Origin of the sequence: Cupriavidus basilensis OR16, from assembly GCF_000243095.1 — a bacterium.
GTDB classification, from domain to species: Bacteria; Pseudomonadota; Gammaproteobacteria; order Burkholderiales; family Burkholderiaceae; genus Cupriavidus; species Cupriavidus basilensis_D.
In genome coordinates, this window is the sequence record NZ_AHJE01000048.1 from 47,882 (window position 1) to 62,033 (window position 14,152).

Genomic DNA, 14,152 nt, shown 5'->3' on the forward strand with positions numbered 1-14,152 from the left:
CATGGCGCACTTCGAGCTCTCCACGCCCGTGACGGAGGCACAGATCCGTCAACTGCGCGTCAACGACACGGTGACCTTGCAGCGTACGCTGTTCGGCATCCGCGACGCCACCCAGATCCATATGTTCGACCGCGGCCGCACGACGCGCCTGGATCTCCGCGGCCACGCGGTCATCCATACCGCGCCCAATGTACGCAGGGTGCCGGCCAGCCCCGAGCATCCCGCCGGCTACCAGCCGATCTGCATCGGCACCACCACCTCCGACCGCATGGAGCGCTTCACCCGGCCGCTGATGACGCGCAACGGCGTACGCATGATCGTCGGCAAGGGCGGCATGCGCGAAAGCTCGCTCGATGCATTCCGCGAGTTGGGCGGCGTGTACCTGGCAATCATCGGCGGCACGGCGGCGCTGGAGACCACGTGGATAGAACAGATCGAGGATGTCGATCTCGACGACCTCAATCCCGAATCGCTGTGGCGCTTTCGCATCCGCGATTTCGGCCCGCTGCTGGTGGCCATGGACAGCCACGGCAACAGTCTCTACACCGCCGTCAAACAGAACACCGCCGACCAGCGCGCCGCCGTGCTGGCCAGCCTGGGAGTGGCAAAGCCATGAAGACCATCAAGCGACTGCAGACCGACGTGCTGATCCTCGGCTCCGGCGGCGCGGGCCTGTTCGCCGCGCTGCACGCGCACCAGCAAGCGCCGGAGTTGTCGATCACCGTGGCCGTGAAGGGCTTGCTGGGCAAATGCGGCTGCACGCGCATGGTCCAGGGCGGCTACAACGTGGCGCTGGCGCAGGGCGACTCCGTCGAGCGCCACTTCATGGACACCGTGGAAGGCAGCAAGTGGCTGTCCGACCAGGACCTGGCGTGGACGCTGGTCACCAAGGCCGTCGAGCGCATCCACGAACTCGAGAACGAACTGGGTTGCTTCTTCGACCGCAACCCGGACGGCACGGTCCATCAGAAGGCATTCGCCGGGCAGACCTTCGACCGCACCGTGCACAAGGGCGACCTGACCGGCATCGAGATCATCAACCGCCTGGCCGAGCAGGTCTGGAGCCGCGGCATCAACCGGCTGGAAGAACACCGTGCCGTCGAGCTGATCAAGACGACAGACGGCAAGTCGCTATCCGGCGTGCTGATGATCGACATGCGCAGCGGCGAATTCGTGTTCGTGCAGGCCAAGGCCGTGCTGCTGGCCACGGGCGGCGGGCCGACCATGTACAAGTTCCACACGCCCTCGGGCGACAAGAGCTGCGACGGCCTGGCGATGGCGCTGCGCGCCGGCCTGCCCCTGCGCGATATGGAGATGGTGCAGTTCCACCCCACCGGACTGCTGGCGGGCAAGGACACGCGCATGACCGGCACCGTGCTGGAAGAAGGCTTGCGCGGCGCCGGCGGCCACCTGCTCAATGGCGACAAGGAACGCTTCATGCACAACTACGATCCGCGCGGCGAACGCGCCACGCGCGACATCGTGTCGCGCGGCATCTATGCCGAGATGCGCGCGGGCCGGACTTCACCCAACGGCGGCGTGTATATCCAAATGGGGCACCTCGGGCCCGACAAGGTGCGCAAGCAGTTCAAGGGCATGGTCGAGCGCTGCGGCGACTGCGGCTTCGACCTCGCCGGCGATCTCGTCGAGGTAGTGCCCACCGCGCACTACATGATGGGCGGCGTGCAGTTCCGCCCCGACTGCAGCACGGAGCTGCACGGCCTGTTTGCCGCCGGCGAAGACACCGGCGGCGTGCATGGCGCGAACCGCCTGGGTGGCAACGGCGTCGCCAACTCAACCGTGTTCGGCGGCATCGCCGGCGACAGCATGGCTGCCTGGACGCGGCGCAACAACACGCTGCGCGCGCCCGACGAAGCCGCGATCGCAGCCGCTATCGGCGCCATGGAAGCGCCATTCGGCAAGCCCGCTGGCAGCCTGGAGCCGATCCGCGAGGCGCTGTTCGACTGCATGTGGGATGACGTCGGCATCATGCGCACGCGCGACGGCTTGCTGCGGGCTCGTCAACGCCTCGCGGAACTGGAACAGGCGCTCAAGGCAACCGGCGTCGCCGACGGCCATCGCGCGTTCAACGTCACGTGGCACGACTGGATGAACCTAGGCAGCCTGATCGGCGTAAGCCAGGTCATCGTGGAAGCCGCCCTGTCCCGCGAGGATTCGCGCGGTGCGCATTTCCGCGAGGATTTCCCGGCCACCGGCGACCTGCCCGGGTCCAGCTTCACCGTGGTGCGCCAGCGCGACGGCATGCTGCAGCTGACCCGCTCTCCCGTGCAATTTACCCGCGTGGCTCCGGGGCAGACGATCCTGGAGGAGGCGGCCTGATGTAGTGCGTAGTTGGAGGAGACTCAATGAACAAGAAGAAGACACTGCGCGCGGCGGCGCTCGCCGCCATGCTGCTCTGCGTTGGCAGCCTTGCATCGGCCGAAAGCGCCCCTGCGCGGCCGATTACCGTTGTGGTGCCTTACAGCGCGGGCGGAGATGCGGACCTCTCGGCGCGCAACCTCTCCGCCGGGGTAAGGAACGTGAACGGCGAAACCCTGGTGGTCGTCAACAAGGCCGGGGCCGGCGGCGCCATTGGCTCGCAGTTCGTGCGCGACGCGAAGCCGAACGGGCAGACGCTGCTGCTCGGCCGCGTCGGCGCGCAGGCGATCCTGCCGGCGCTGCAGCCCGACCTGGGCTACAAGTGGAATGACTTCACGCTGCTCGGGCTGCTGGAGTTGAACCCTGTGGTCTGCGTGGTCAGGACGGCAGCCGCCTACAAGACGCTGGACGACCTGCTCGCCGCCATCCGCAGGCAGCCCGGCAAGCTGAACTACAGCACCTCCGGCCCCGGCACAGTGCTGAACCTGACCACCCAGGCCTTGTTGCAATCGGCGCGGCTCGACAAACTGGCCGTGGTACAGGTCGCCTACAAGGGCGGCGGAGAAGCTACCGCGGCGGTACTCTCCAGCGAGGTCGATTTCACCTGCAATAACCTGACCGCATTGATCGGTAACATCAAGGGCGGGAAACTGCGCGCGCTGGTGACCACCTCGCCGCAGCGCCTGCCGGACCTGCCCGACGTGCCGACCGCAAGCGAGACCGGCCATCCCCGGCTAGAAGCGCTCAACGGCTGGAGCGCGCTGTATGGCCCACCTGGCATGGACCCGAGCCTGGTGGAAAAATGGGCGACGGTGCTGCCGAAGGTCGCGAGCGATCCGCAGTGGAAGACCGGGGTCCTGACCATTGCCTCGATCCCCATGGTCATGTCGCCATCCGAGACGCACAAGTTTGTCGAAGCCCAGGTGACGATGTACGAGCAACTGGGCAAGTCCCTCAACATCCAGCTCAAATAGGAACTCCAATGGCGAAGTCCCATCGCGGCGCCGATGCGCTGGCAGGCACGCTGGCCAAGGCCGGCGTCAGGCGCATATTCACCTTGTCGGGCAATCACATCATGCCGGTTTTCGATGCCTGCCTGGACGCGGAAATCGCATTGATCCACACGCGGCATGAAGCCGCCACCGTGCACATGGCCGATGCGTGGTCGCGTCTCACGGGAGAAGTCGGCGTGGCGATGGTCACCGGCGGGCCCGGTCACGCCAACGCGATATCCGCGCTCTACACCGCGCAAATGTCGGAGGCGCCGCTGGTGCTGCTGTCGGGCCATGCGCCGAACAGCCAGCGCGGCTTGGGGGCCTTCCAGGAAATGCGGCAAGCCGAAATGGCCGCACCAGTCACCAAGGCGTCGTGGGCCAGCGCCAGCGCTGACACCGTTGCTGCCGATATCGCGCTGGCCATGCGCATCGCGCAATCCGGGCGGCCCGGCCCGGTGCACTTGAGCCTGCCCACCGATGCATTGGAGAATGCCGTGACCCGCGCTGGCGAGCCTGCCTCGATCGCTACGCCTCAGGAAGCGCCTGTGTTCGATGCGCGGACCGCGTCCGAGGTGCTGGCGGCACTGGCAGCGGCAAGGCGCCCGCTGATCCTTGCCGGCCCCACCTGGCTCACCGCAAGCGGGCGCAGCCGCACCGCGGAGCTGGAAGCGCGCACCGGCATTCCCGTCGTCGGCATGGAAAGCCCACGTGGCAATAACGATCCGAGCCTTGGCGCATTCGGGCAGATGCTGGCGCAGGCCGACTGCATCTTGCTGCTGGGCAAGCGCCTCGACTTCACGCTGAAGTTCGGACGGCCCCCTTCCTTCGCGGCCGACTGCAACTTCCTGCAGATCGATGCGGACGATGCCGAGCTGGAACGCAGCCGCCGTGCGGCTGGCGCCCGCTTGCTGCTCGCGCGGCGCGCGGATGTCGGCAGCGCCATCGCGCAGCTGATCGCCTGCGCGGCCGGCCGGGAGCAGCATTACGCATGGCTTGAAGATGTGAAGGCTGCCATCCGCTATCGTCCCGAAGCATGGAAGACCGCATCGTCGCGGGGCGCGCTGCACCCGGTCCAGGTCTGTAGCCCCCTGCAGCCGATCCTGGACAGTCATCCGGAGGCGGTGCTGGTCTCCGACGGTGGCGAATTCGGGCAGTGGGCGCAAGCCTGCCTGCAAGCGCCGCACCGCGTCATCAACGGGCCGGCGGGCGCCATCGGCAGCGCCCTGCCAATGGCGCTGGCGGCGCGCGTGGCCAAGCCGGACGCGCCGGTCGTCGCCATGATGGGCGACGGCACCACGGGCTTTCATATCGCCGAGTTCGACACGGCAGTCCGCTACGGCCTGCCCTTCGTCGCCGTGGTCGGCAACGACGCGCGCTGGAACGCGGAGTACCAGATCCAGCTCAACAGCTACGGCAAGGACAGGCTGGTGGGATGCGAACTGCTGCCCACGCGATACGACCAGGTCTGCGCGGCATTCGGCGGACACGGTGAATTCGTGCAGGCGCCGGAGCAGTTGTTGCCTGCCGTGCAGCGCGCCATTGCATCGGGCCGGCCGGCCTGCGTCAATGTGCAAATGGAAGGGGTGCCCGCGCCGGTCGTGGCACGCAAGTGAAAAGCGCGGCGCGCCAGGCCCTATCCCAGCGCGCTGCGATAAACCAGGCCGAAGCCGGCAGCGATCAGGATGGCCCATACGACGCGGATGACCTTGGCCGGCGCGATACGCCGGTGCAGCCAGCCGCCCATGAAGTAGCCGGCGATGGCGCACGGCATCAGCATCGCCGCCAGCGTGAAGATCGCGGCATTGGCATAGAGTCCCGCTACCGCGAAAAGGATCAGCCGGCCGAACGCCGTCAGCACGATCAGCGTGCTGGTAGTGGCCCGCAACTGCGCGGCGTCGCGCAACCGTCCTGCCAGGTAGATTGTGTACAGCGGGCCGCCGGTACCGAACATCGCGGTCAGCATGCCCCCTACTACGCCGAATGGCACCGACAGCCGCGGATCCAGCTCGCTGAAGCCGCGCTTGAACAGCAGGTTCCACGCGGGATACAGCAGCACGAACAAACCGAGCAACAGCAGCAGCGGACGCTCGGGCGCGAACATCAGCAGCGCCAGGCCCGAGATCATGCCCACCAGCACGCTCGGCATCAGCCTGCGCAACTCGCCCACATGCACTTGGCTACGGCTGCGCATGCCCAGCAGGGTTCCCGCGACAAGATCGAAGAACAGGATCATCGGCACCGCGGTGCGCAGCGGAACGATCTGCGTGAGCAGCGGCATCGCCATGATGGAAGAGCCGAAGCCGGTGAGCCCGAAGATCGTATAGGCCCACAGCACGATCGGCACCAGGCAGGCGAGTTCCAGGGGAGTCAGCTGGGTCTGCGACAGGAGGGATTCGATCAGCAAAATAGGCGGGCAAGGAGCGATGCGGGGGCAGTCCCATGATAGGAGGCAACTCCTTGCCGAGTCAACCAGCTCATCTATATGATTTGACGAGAACGGCTACAGCCACGAGATGGCTATCGCCCCTGCCGCTCGCAGATCAGCGCTTGACATCGGCGGTCGGTGAGCGTGGCGCAGAGCGCGCAGTCAGGCCCGAGGCATCTGCGCCGCCTTGGACAGCACGCGGACGGGCACCGGGTCATCGTGGCCTCGCAAGCGCGCGGCAAGCTGCGGCAGGCCTGCGGCCGAAACGCCGGCATGCTGGAAGACCTGTTCCGAGACGATCGCCTCGCAAGCGATTTCTTTTGTCAACTGCTCAAGTCTCGAGGCCACGTTCAACGGGTCGCCAATCGCCGTGAACGTGACATGCTCGCGGAAACCAATCTCGCCCATGACGGCCCGGCCGCAATGCAATCCAATGCCAAAGCGGATTGGCGTCTGCAACTGCTGCTTGAGCACGGCGTTGAGTTCGTCAATATTGGCTGCGACCAGCGGCACTGCGCTGAGCGCCTGACGACAGGCCACGGCGGGCTCGCTGTGCAAGCCAAAGATCGCGAGCACCGCGTCCCCCAGGAACTGGTTTGGCAGACCGCCCGCCTGGACCACCGCGGCGCAGACCGCACTCAGGAAGCGACTGACCATGAAGATGCTGTCGAACGGTAGTTGTGCCGCCGCGAGCTTTGTGGAATCCCGCATATCCACGAACATGAACGCCGCGAAGCGCTCTTGCGGCATGACGTCCCGCTGGCGCCGCTGCAGGAAGGCCGTGGAGGCGGCAGGAGGCACCAGTGGCCACACGGAGAGCGCATGGGTCGGCCGCAACTGGCAGGCGAGGCGCACTGTCCGCGAATCCGCTCCCAGCCGCTCCAGAACGCGCCGCTCCGCCTCGGCCGGCGCGGGCAGCGGCACGGCGCTTAGCACGCGCACCCGGCACAACGTACAGCGGGCGCGGCCACCGCAGGTGCTGGCATGGGGAACGCCGGCCATGCGGCTAGCCTCCAGCACCGAAAACCCGAGCGGCGCGAGTACCTTTCGCCCGTCCGGATACATGATGCAGAGCCGCCCGACCCGGCGCTCCCGCACCGTGCGCACCAGCCGCGCTGCGAGCACCAGCAGCAGCGCACCCCCATCGAAGAGCAAGAAATCGTTGCGCAGTCCGGCCAGCCAGAGATTCTGCAAATCGGTTCCGATGATCGCCGGGCGGGTCGCCGCGGCGCGCCAGACGGGATCCTGCGCGAGCGCGATCACTTCGCGCCCGCCTTGCAAGAAGCCTAGCAGCGCAAGCACCGGAAGCAGCACGGCAACGCTCAGCAGCACGCTCCGCCACGCACCAAACCATGGTTTCAAGCGCAACCAGTACCAGATGCCGTAACAGCCATGCAGCCAGGCAACCACCAGGAGCATCAGTTGCACACGGCCAAAGAACGGCGAAGCGATCCAGAACGAGTACAGCAACTGCGCGTAACCCTTGTTCAGGCCAAACTCGGCAAAGGCAATCCGCGTATTCGCAACATGGTTGGCTAGCAGTGGCGGTATGCACAAGCCGAGGACGAGCTGCGCCACCTCGCCCGGCGTCCAATGCAACGAGCGCCGTTCGTACAGCGCCCACAGACCCAGGAAGAAATGCGTCACCAGCGCGCTGTACAGCACGGCCGTTCCAAGCGATCCCTGCCAGATGAACTTCTGCACAAGCAGGCCGCGCTCCAGCCAGGCGAGCGAGATATTCCCCAGCGAGTGATTCAGGAGGTGCGTACCCACGTAGGTAAACAGCACCAGCCCGGTGGTCAGGCGAACCGACCGCACACCCGCCGGCCGCAACCTTTGAAGATAGGGAAAGTGTGACATGCGCTACCCTCCACGCATCCCGATGCGTCAGCGCTTGCCACCAAGCGCTGACACTGCCGAGCGCACGCTAGGTTAGCATCACTGCCAATGGGCAGGGCACGCGCCTGAGGGCCTTGGCAATTCCCGGGCTCTGGCGCGATACGGGCGGGCCGCAGCCCCGCCCTTTCTCTTTTTATTTTCATTTATGCCGCCTGCGGTACTGGCAGCGTCTTAGCCGTGCGCGCCGTCGGTGAACGGATCGCGCCGATCCGTGATTTTCGCGCCGTCGGAATAAACGTCGAACCTGCCTGCTTTCGCGCCATCCGTGTAGGGATCGCGCGGCCCGTTGATATGGGTTTTACTGTCTGAGGTTGCGGCATCGGTGGGGATGTTGGATGCATGGGCCAGGGCTGCGAACGAAGCCAATGCCGCGACAGCGGCCGAAATCAGGATTTTCATGACGATCTCCAAATACAGTAGGGATAGCTTCCAAAGCGCATCGCCGTGAAGGCTACGCCTGGGCACGCAACTCGCTTCCGGTTTCCGGGATATTGATCAATCCCGAGAACTGGTTCGCCGTGCATTTGTAGAACCGCGCGGCCACCCGTTTTATTCCCGCTCAAGCTGTTGACGCGGCCGCCGGGCAAGGGAGATTCCAGTGCCCTGGCATGCTTTTTTTCTGCCAAAGAAATCGGGGAATAAGGAGACCGGCTCCGCGGTTAACCCATGCAGAGCGTCATGCCGCGCAGTCGAGTCGATCGCGGGCTTCTCTCGCTCGAAGAACCAAGGAGTATCGACATGAAATCGCATTCGCTGAATCGGCTTTTCGTCCTGCCCATGCGCGGCTCACTCATCGTGAGCGCTGCGTTGATGGCAACCTCGGCTTGTGTATACGCACAAACGTCGCCCGAACCCGGCACGCATCCAGTCACTCGCGCAGAAGTGCGGCATGAACTCGAGGAATTGGAGTCGGTCGGTTACAACCCTTCCCAAGGCGACAATGGTGACTACCCCGCCGACATTCAAGCGGCGGAACAAAGGCTGGAAGCCAAACATCAAGCGCAGAGGAATGCGCTAGTGAGTGGAAGCCAGGCAGCACAGACCGGTGAAGACCAGACCGCACGGACGAAGCCCATGCCTTGATCGCGCGCGCAGGTCGCACACGGTTTCTCGAAAGAGGATACGGCTGGCAGGGCAATTGAACGGCTTTTTTTCGTACCAATCCAGAGCGGATGGGATCAACGGCTTTTTTTCGTACCAATCCAGAGCGGATGGGATCATGAATCGCGACCAGTTCAAATTTTGGAATGCCGTTGGCATCATTGCCATCGGCCTTCTCTTTTACTACCTCTTGATCAACTAATGTCCGCTGCGGCCAATTTTAGGGTGGAAATAGCACCTGTCTTTCGGCTGTATGCGCGTTATCTTTAACGCTGTAAATCAGGCATTGAGCGATGCTTTTTGCGACCTTCGACGCGCAAGCCGATTGCGCAACTGGCCGGCCACGAACGCGCTGGTGATCAGCAGCAGGTAGAGGATGACGAGATTGTGACGCCACGCATCGAGAGCGATCTGATGCGCGGCCAGTTTCGGATCGGGCGCCGGGAGGACAGCTCGGCTCGCCATGACGGCCCGGGTCATCCGGACAAGGCCGGCCGCCGATGCCAGTGGCAGGAGCACGAGCAAAGCGAGCAGTGCAGGCTTCGCGCGGCGCACCATCGCGTGATGGCGCAGGCGGATCCACAGCCCCAGGCAACCGTGTACCCAGCCCGGAGCGAGCAATGCAACCTGCAAGCCTTGCGTGCCGCTCGTGATCAGCAGGATAACGACTCGCTCATAGTTCGGTTCGAAGCCATAGAGAGAGGTGGCGAGCCGGGTCGCGACCGCATGGCGGATAAGTAGCAAAGGCAGGCTGAGTCCCGCCCAAAGGCGGATCCATTCGGTGGCCGGCAGCGTCCAGTGGTGGCGCCCGTAGACTGTGCGCAGCGCCAGCGCAAAATGCAGGGAGGCCGACCCGTACAGCAGGATCGTTCCGGGCACGCTATGCCAGAGCCGCAGAGCCAGCACGAGACCGCGCCCGGCAAGATCCAGCGACCAGATCCCGAGCGCATGATTGGCCAGGTGGAGAAAGAGGTAGATCAGCAGCACAACGCCCGATCCGAGCTGCAAGCGGCGCATGGTTTGTTGCACTTTCGCCCCCTTTGATACGCAATGTGGAGAGAACTTCTTGCACAGCGGCTGCCGAGCCGCAATTCCGGCAATCGGACGCAGCCCGCCTTCTTGAACTGCAATGAGTAGACGCCGTTGCGTCGCCGGATATTCCCGCTCATGCACGCAGTCATCCGCTGGCGACGCGCGGGCGGATCGCCGGTGGTGCGGGTGCGGCTGCCCGGGAAGAGGATGGACATAAGCGGCGCACAGATCACGCGAGCGGCGCTTGCCATGCCAAATCGACATGGGATCCGATTCAGGCGACGATTCCGGGAATAAAAATGGCAAGCCGGCAGTCCTGTTGTTAACGCACTGCCGGTCACGGATTGCGGTTACAGCGGAAACTTCACAATGGCCGATCCAGACACCGCGCAGCGCTTCGAGATGCTTGTATTGCCGCATATGAACTCGGCCTTCAATGTTGCGCGATGGCTGACGCATAACGACCAGGATGCCCAGGACGTGGTGCAGGAGGCATACCTGCGCGCGTTCCGGTTTTTTGGCGGATTCCGCGGAGAGGATGCCCGTGCATGGCTATTGAGCATTGTGCGCAACACCTTCTACACCTGGCATCAGCAAAACCGGGGGCATGCCGCGGAAACCATGATGTTCGAGGAAGACATGCATAGCCTTGAGACCAGTGCCGCTGACCATGACGACAGTCCTGAAGCGATGCTCATACGCAGCCAGAGCCAGAAGCGGGTGCACAAGGCGTTGCAGGGCTTGCGGCTGGAGTACCGGGAGGTTGTCGTGCTGCGGGAGCTGGAAGACTTGTCGTACAAGGAAATCGCCACCATCGTGGGCATCCCGATCGGCACGGTGATGTCTCGCCTGGGCCGAGGCCGCCAGCACCTCGCGGCGTTGCTCGCCCCGACGGATCAGGAGGCGTGATGGATCACCAACAAGCGTTCGAATTACTGCCGGGCTATCTCGACCAGGAGTTGAGCCTGTCTGAAGCGCTCGAATTCGAGCGCCATCTTGCTGACTGCAGGCAGTGCCAGCAGGTCTATGCACAACACCGCCAGGTGAGTGCGCAGCTGCGGCAGGCGGATTTGCGTGTAGAGGCGCCGCAGGAACTGGTGAAACGCATCAAGGCAGCGCTGCCGGTGCGCCGCCCGCTCTGGCAGCGGCTGGGTGAGCGATTCGGTCGGTGGAGCGGCGGTGGGTCGCTGCCCTGGGCGCCAGCTGGCGCGATGTTGATGAGTGTGGTTGCGCTGACCTGGAGCGTAGGGCTGTACCTCTCGGTGCCATCGAGCGAGACGCGCCTGACCCAGGAACTGGTGGATAACCATATTCGCTCGTTGCAGGTCAATCACCTCTCCGATGTGATTTCAACCGACCGGCATACGGTCAAGCCATGGTTTGACGGCAAGGTGGACTTTGCGCCGCCTGTGGTCGATCTTGTGCAGCAGGGGTATCCGCTGGTCGGCGGGCGGCTGGATTACCTGAACGGGCGGCCGGTCGCCGTGATGATCTATCGCTACAAGCTGCATCCGATCAATCTTTATGTGTGGCCGGGCAACGACGCGGGCACCACGCCTCGCATATACGCGCAGCAGGGCTATCACCTCGCCCACTGGAGTGCCGCAGGCATGAATTACTGGGCGATCACCGATGCCGGCGAAGCTGAACTGAACGGCTTCGTCACGGACCTGCGCGCGCATCCCGCTTCCTAGCCTGCGCGGCGCGGTGCCCACGGTGGAATAAAACAGTGGAATAAAACGGATGGCCCGGCGGTCTTCTCCGTGAACCCAATCGGGAGGCCCGCCGGATGGTCCGGCGACCTGCCTCTCGAACCTGTCTCGTGAGGGCAATATGTCGTCAAATCATCCATCCAATCCGTCGCGCCGCGGCGCGTTGAAGTGTCTCGCTTTCGGTGGCGCGGGCACCGTCTTTGTCCTGGCCGGCGGCGTTCTCGCGCCGGTGGAACTGGCCCTTGCCGCCGCAGGGAAGGGGCAGACGGTTGCCGCCGGCATCCCGCTTTTCCTGCAGATCAGCGACACGCATATTGGCTTCAACAAGGAAGCCAACCCCGACGTCGCGGGGACGCTCAAGCAGACCATTGACTTCGTCAATGCCATGCCGGTCAAGCCAGCGCTGACGATCCACACGGGCGACATTACGCATCTTTCCAAGGCGGAAGAGTTCGACCACGCGGCCCAATTGATGTCGGGGCTGAATATCACCGAGTTGCATACCGTACCCGGCGAGCATGATGTGACCGATGGGCCTGGGACGGAATACTTCAAGCGTTTCGGTCAGGCCTCCGGCAACAAGGGCTACTACAGCTTCGACCACAGCGGCGTCCACTTTATCGGCCTGGTCAACGTGATGCATTTCAAGCCGAACGGCTTGGGGGGCTTGGGCGACGACCAGCTCGCCTGGCTGAAAGCCGATCTGAGCGGCCGCTCGTCCAGCACGCCGATCGTCGTCTTCGCGCACATGCCGATGTGGACGATCTATCAACCGTGGGGATGGGGCACCGGCGATGCCGGCGAGGCGATGGGCTACCTGAAGCGCTTCGGTTCGGTCACTGTCTTGAACGGGCATATCCACCAGATCGTCTCGAAGGTGGAAGGCAATATCACCTTCCACACAGCGCGCTCGACCGCCTATCCGCAACCGACGGCCGGCGATGGGCCCGGGCCCATGCCGCTGACGGTACCGGGCGATCAGCTTCCCAGGATGCTCGGCGTGACCAGCATCAAGATCATGCGCCACCCGCTCCAGGCGACGCTTGCCGACACGACGCTCGCCTGACTTGCCAGACACGGCTCACCCACCAGGACCCAAATCATGCTAACGACAATACTTCGCCGCGCCCTCGTCGTCCCCCTCGCGCTCGGGATGCTCATGGCGGCATCGGTTTCCGGGTTCTCCGTCGCGCAAGCGCAGGAGAACAATGTCGTCGTTGTGAAGAATTTCATGTTCTCGCCGATGTCGCTCACGATCAAAGCCGGCTCGACCGTGACCTGGAAAAATCTCGACGGCGAACCGCACACGATTGTCAACGATGCCGGCCTGTTCCGCTCCAGCGCGCTCGATCAGAACGACACCTACAAATTCAAGTTCGACAAACCGGGGGTTTACAAGATCTTCTGCGGTATCCACCCGAATATGATGGCGACAATCACCGTCCAGTAGGTACTCGCTCCAGGAGCTAGCGCCGCCGGCAGTCAGGAAACCGGTCGGAACCCAGGGTTACAGGACGGGGCAGTCGCGAAGTTGACCGCGGCCCCCGGCCGCGCGCCACGCTGACCATCTCACTTGCCGGCATCGCGCTCCAGCGCGGCGGGAAGCTCAGCCTTCAAGAGCTCCATCCACGCCCGCGTCTTCGCTTCGAGGAATTTTCTCGATGGCATCAGGAGATAGACGCCAATTTCCGGTGAGCGCCACTCTACGGTGCGGAAAATCTGTTGCGCTCACTGGTTGCAAGCGGCGTGGACGTCTGCTTTGGCAATCCCGGCACGTCGGAGATGCATTTCGTCGCAGCGCTGGATTCGGTTGAAGGAATGCGACCGGTCCTCGGCCTGTTCGAAGGTGTCGTAACCGGCGCAGCCGACGGCTACGGGAGAATGGCGGGCAAGCCCGCCTGTACCCTGCTGCATCTGGGCCCCGGGCTGGCCAACGGCCTGGCCAACCTGCATAACGCCCGGCGGGCATCGAGCCCCGTCGTGACCATCGTTGGCGGCCATGCAACGTCACATTCCCGGTACGAATCGCCGCTGACTTCCGATATCAAGGGCTTCGCCCGGCCGGTGTCGCACTGGACTCACTCGTCGACCAGCGCGTTGACGGTCGGTGCCGACGCGGCGCGCGCGGTACAAGCGTCAATGGAGGCGCCGGAGCAGATTGCGACGCTGATCCTGCCTGCGGACACAGCGTGGGGCAAGGCCGATACCGTGGCGGCACCTTTGCCTGTGCCGGTACCTGCGCGCGTCGGCGACGGCACGATCGAGCACATCGCAGCACTCGTCCAGCACGGCGTGAAGACCGCCATCTTGCTGAGAGGCAATGCCTTGCGCGAAGAAGGCCTGCGGGCCGCAGGACGAATCGCGGCAAAGACCGGCGCACGACTGCTTTGCGACACGTTCGCTCCCCGCTTGCAGCGCGGTGCCGAGCGCGTGCCGGTTGAACGCCTGCCTTACTTTGCCGAGCAGGTCGGCCGGCAACCGCGCGATGCTCAAGCCTTCCATGACAGACCTGAAGACTCTGGAACCGTCGAAGTAAGTTAGGCGGGCAAGACGTTCGCCACGCTCCAGGCGAACCTCGCGAACTGAGAAGGCATTCACTCCATCCCCCA

14 protein-coding genes are annotated in these 14,152 nt (G+C 64.2%); 10 read left to right on the forward strand and 4 right to left on the reverse strand.

Annotated features, from left to right (window positions below; translation table 11 throughout):
• Window position 1 precedes the first annotated feature (1 nt).
• From OR16_RS18195 to OR16_RS18210, 4 genes are read left to right on the forward strand one after another with little or no spacing between them, the layout of a single operon-like run.
• Complete coding sequence (locus OR16_RS18195; RefSeq protein WP_006159406.1) at window positions 2-616, forward strand: fumarate hydratase C-terminal domain-containing protein; 615 nt, start codon at window positions 2-4, stop codon at window positions 614-616.
• Entirely contained in the window at window positions 613-2,340 is a 1,728-nt protein-coding gene (locus OR16_RS18200) for an L-aspartate oxidase (protein WP_006159407.1), read from the forward strand. Before OR16_RS18195 ends, OR16_RS18200 begins: the two co-directional genes overlap by 4 nt.
• A gap of 26 nt (window positions 2,341-2,366) precedes the next feature.
• Window positions 2,367-3,353: a Bug family tripartite tricarboxylate transporter substrate binding protein gene (locus OR16_RS18205; protein ID WP_006159408.1), complete on the forward strand. Its 987-nt coding sequence runs from the start codon at window positions 2,367-2,369 to the stop codon at window positions 3,351-3,353.
• Between the two features lie 8 nt (window positions 3,354-3,361).
• The gene (locus OR16_RS18210; protein WP_006159409.1) at window positions 3,362-4,987 is read left to right on the forward strand and encodes a thiamine pyrophosphate-binding protein; all 1,626 of its coding nucleotides are present in this window, start codon (window positions 3,362-3,364) and stop codon (window positions 4,985-4,987) included.
• Window positions 4,988-5,007: 20 nt separating this feature from the next.
• On the opposite strand, the gene OR16_RS18215 is transcribed toward OR16_RS18210, so the two are convergent.
• The 3 genes from OR16_RS18215 to OR16_RS18225 form a co-directional block, all read right to left on the reverse strand.
• Window positions 5,008-5,778, reverse strand: coding sequence for a sulfite exporter TauE/SafE family protein (locus tag OR16_RS18215; protein WP_006159410.1), 771 nt, complete (start codon window positions 5,776-5,778; stop codon window positions 5,008-5,010).
• 183 nt (window positions 5,779-5,961) lie between these two features.
• Entirely contained in the window at window positions 5,962-7,659 is a 1,698-nt protein-coding gene (locus OR16_RS18220) for an adenylate/guanylate cyclase domain-containing protein (RefSeq protein ID WP_063709598.1), read from the reverse strand.
• A 210-nt stretch (window positions 7,660-7,869) separates the two neighbouring features.
• On the reverse strand, window positions 7,870-8,097 hold the full coding sequence (locus tag OR16_RS18225) for a hypothetical protein (protein WP_006159412.1): 228 nt from the start codon (window positions 8,095-8,097) through the stop codon (window positions 7,870-7,872).
• A gap of 339 nt (window positions 8,098-8,436) precedes the next feature.
• Between OR16_RS18225 and OR16_RS18230 the strand changes: the two genes are divergently transcribed.
• Complete coding sequence (locus OR16_RS18230) at window positions 8,437-8,781, forward strand: DUF4148 domain-containing protein (RefSeq protein WP_050983015.1); 345 nt, start codon at window positions 8,437-8,439, stop codon at window positions 8,779-8,781.
• A 297-nt stretch (window positions 8,782-9,078) separates the two neighbouring features.
• On the opposite strand, the gene OR16_RS18235 is transcribed toward OR16_RS18230, so the two are convergent.
• The gene (locus OR16_RS18235; protein WP_006159414.1) at window positions 9,079-9,816 is read right to left on the reverse strand and encodes a hypothetical protein; all 738 of its coding nucleotides are present in this window, start codon (window positions 9,814-9,816) and stop codon (window positions 9,079-9,081) included.
• A 384-nt stretch (window positions 9,817-10,200) separates the two neighbouring features.
• Between OR16_RS18235 and OR16_RS18240 the strand changes: the two genes are divergently transcribed.
• The 5 genes from OR16_RS18240 (at window position 10,201) to OR16_RS18260 (ending at window position 14,084) form a co-directional block, all read left to right on the forward strand.
• Window positions 10,201-10,740: a sigma-70 family RNA polymerase sigma factor gene (locus OR16_RS18240; protein ID WP_006159415.1), complete on the forward strand. Its 540-nt coding sequence runs from the start codon at window positions 10,201-10,203 to the stop codon at window positions 10,738-10,740.
• The gene (locus OR16_RS18245) at window positions 10,740-11,525 is read left to right on the forward strand and encodes an anti-sigma factor family protein (protein WP_006159416.1); all 786 of its coding nucleotides are present in this window, start codon (window positions 10,740-10,742) and stop codon (window positions 11,523-11,525) included. The genes OR16_RS18240 and OR16_RS18245 overlap by 1 nt, the downstream gene beginning before the upstream one ends.
• Before the next feature lie 139 nt (window positions 11,526-11,664).
• A complete protein-coding gene (locus OR16_RS18250) occupies window positions 11,665-12,609 on the forward strand; it encodes a metallophosphoesterase family protein (RefSeq protein ID WP_006159417.1) in 945 nt (314 codons plus the stop codon).
• 36 nt (window positions 12,610-12,645) lie between these two features.
• A complete protein-coding gene (locus tag OR16_RS18255) occupies window positions 12,646-12,993 on the forward strand; it encodes a cupredoxin domain-containing protein (RefSeq protein WP_043420265.1) in 348 nt (115 codons plus the stop codon).
• A gap of 269 nt (window positions 12,994-13,262) precedes the next feature.
• Window positions 13,263-14,084 (forward strand): acetolactate synthase large subunit, encoded by an 822-nt coding sequence (locus OR16_RS18260; RefSeq protein WP_272942857.1) that lies wholly within the window; start codon window positions 13,263-13,265, stop codon window positions 14,082-14,084.
• Window positions 14,085-14,152 lie beyond the last annotated feature (68 nt).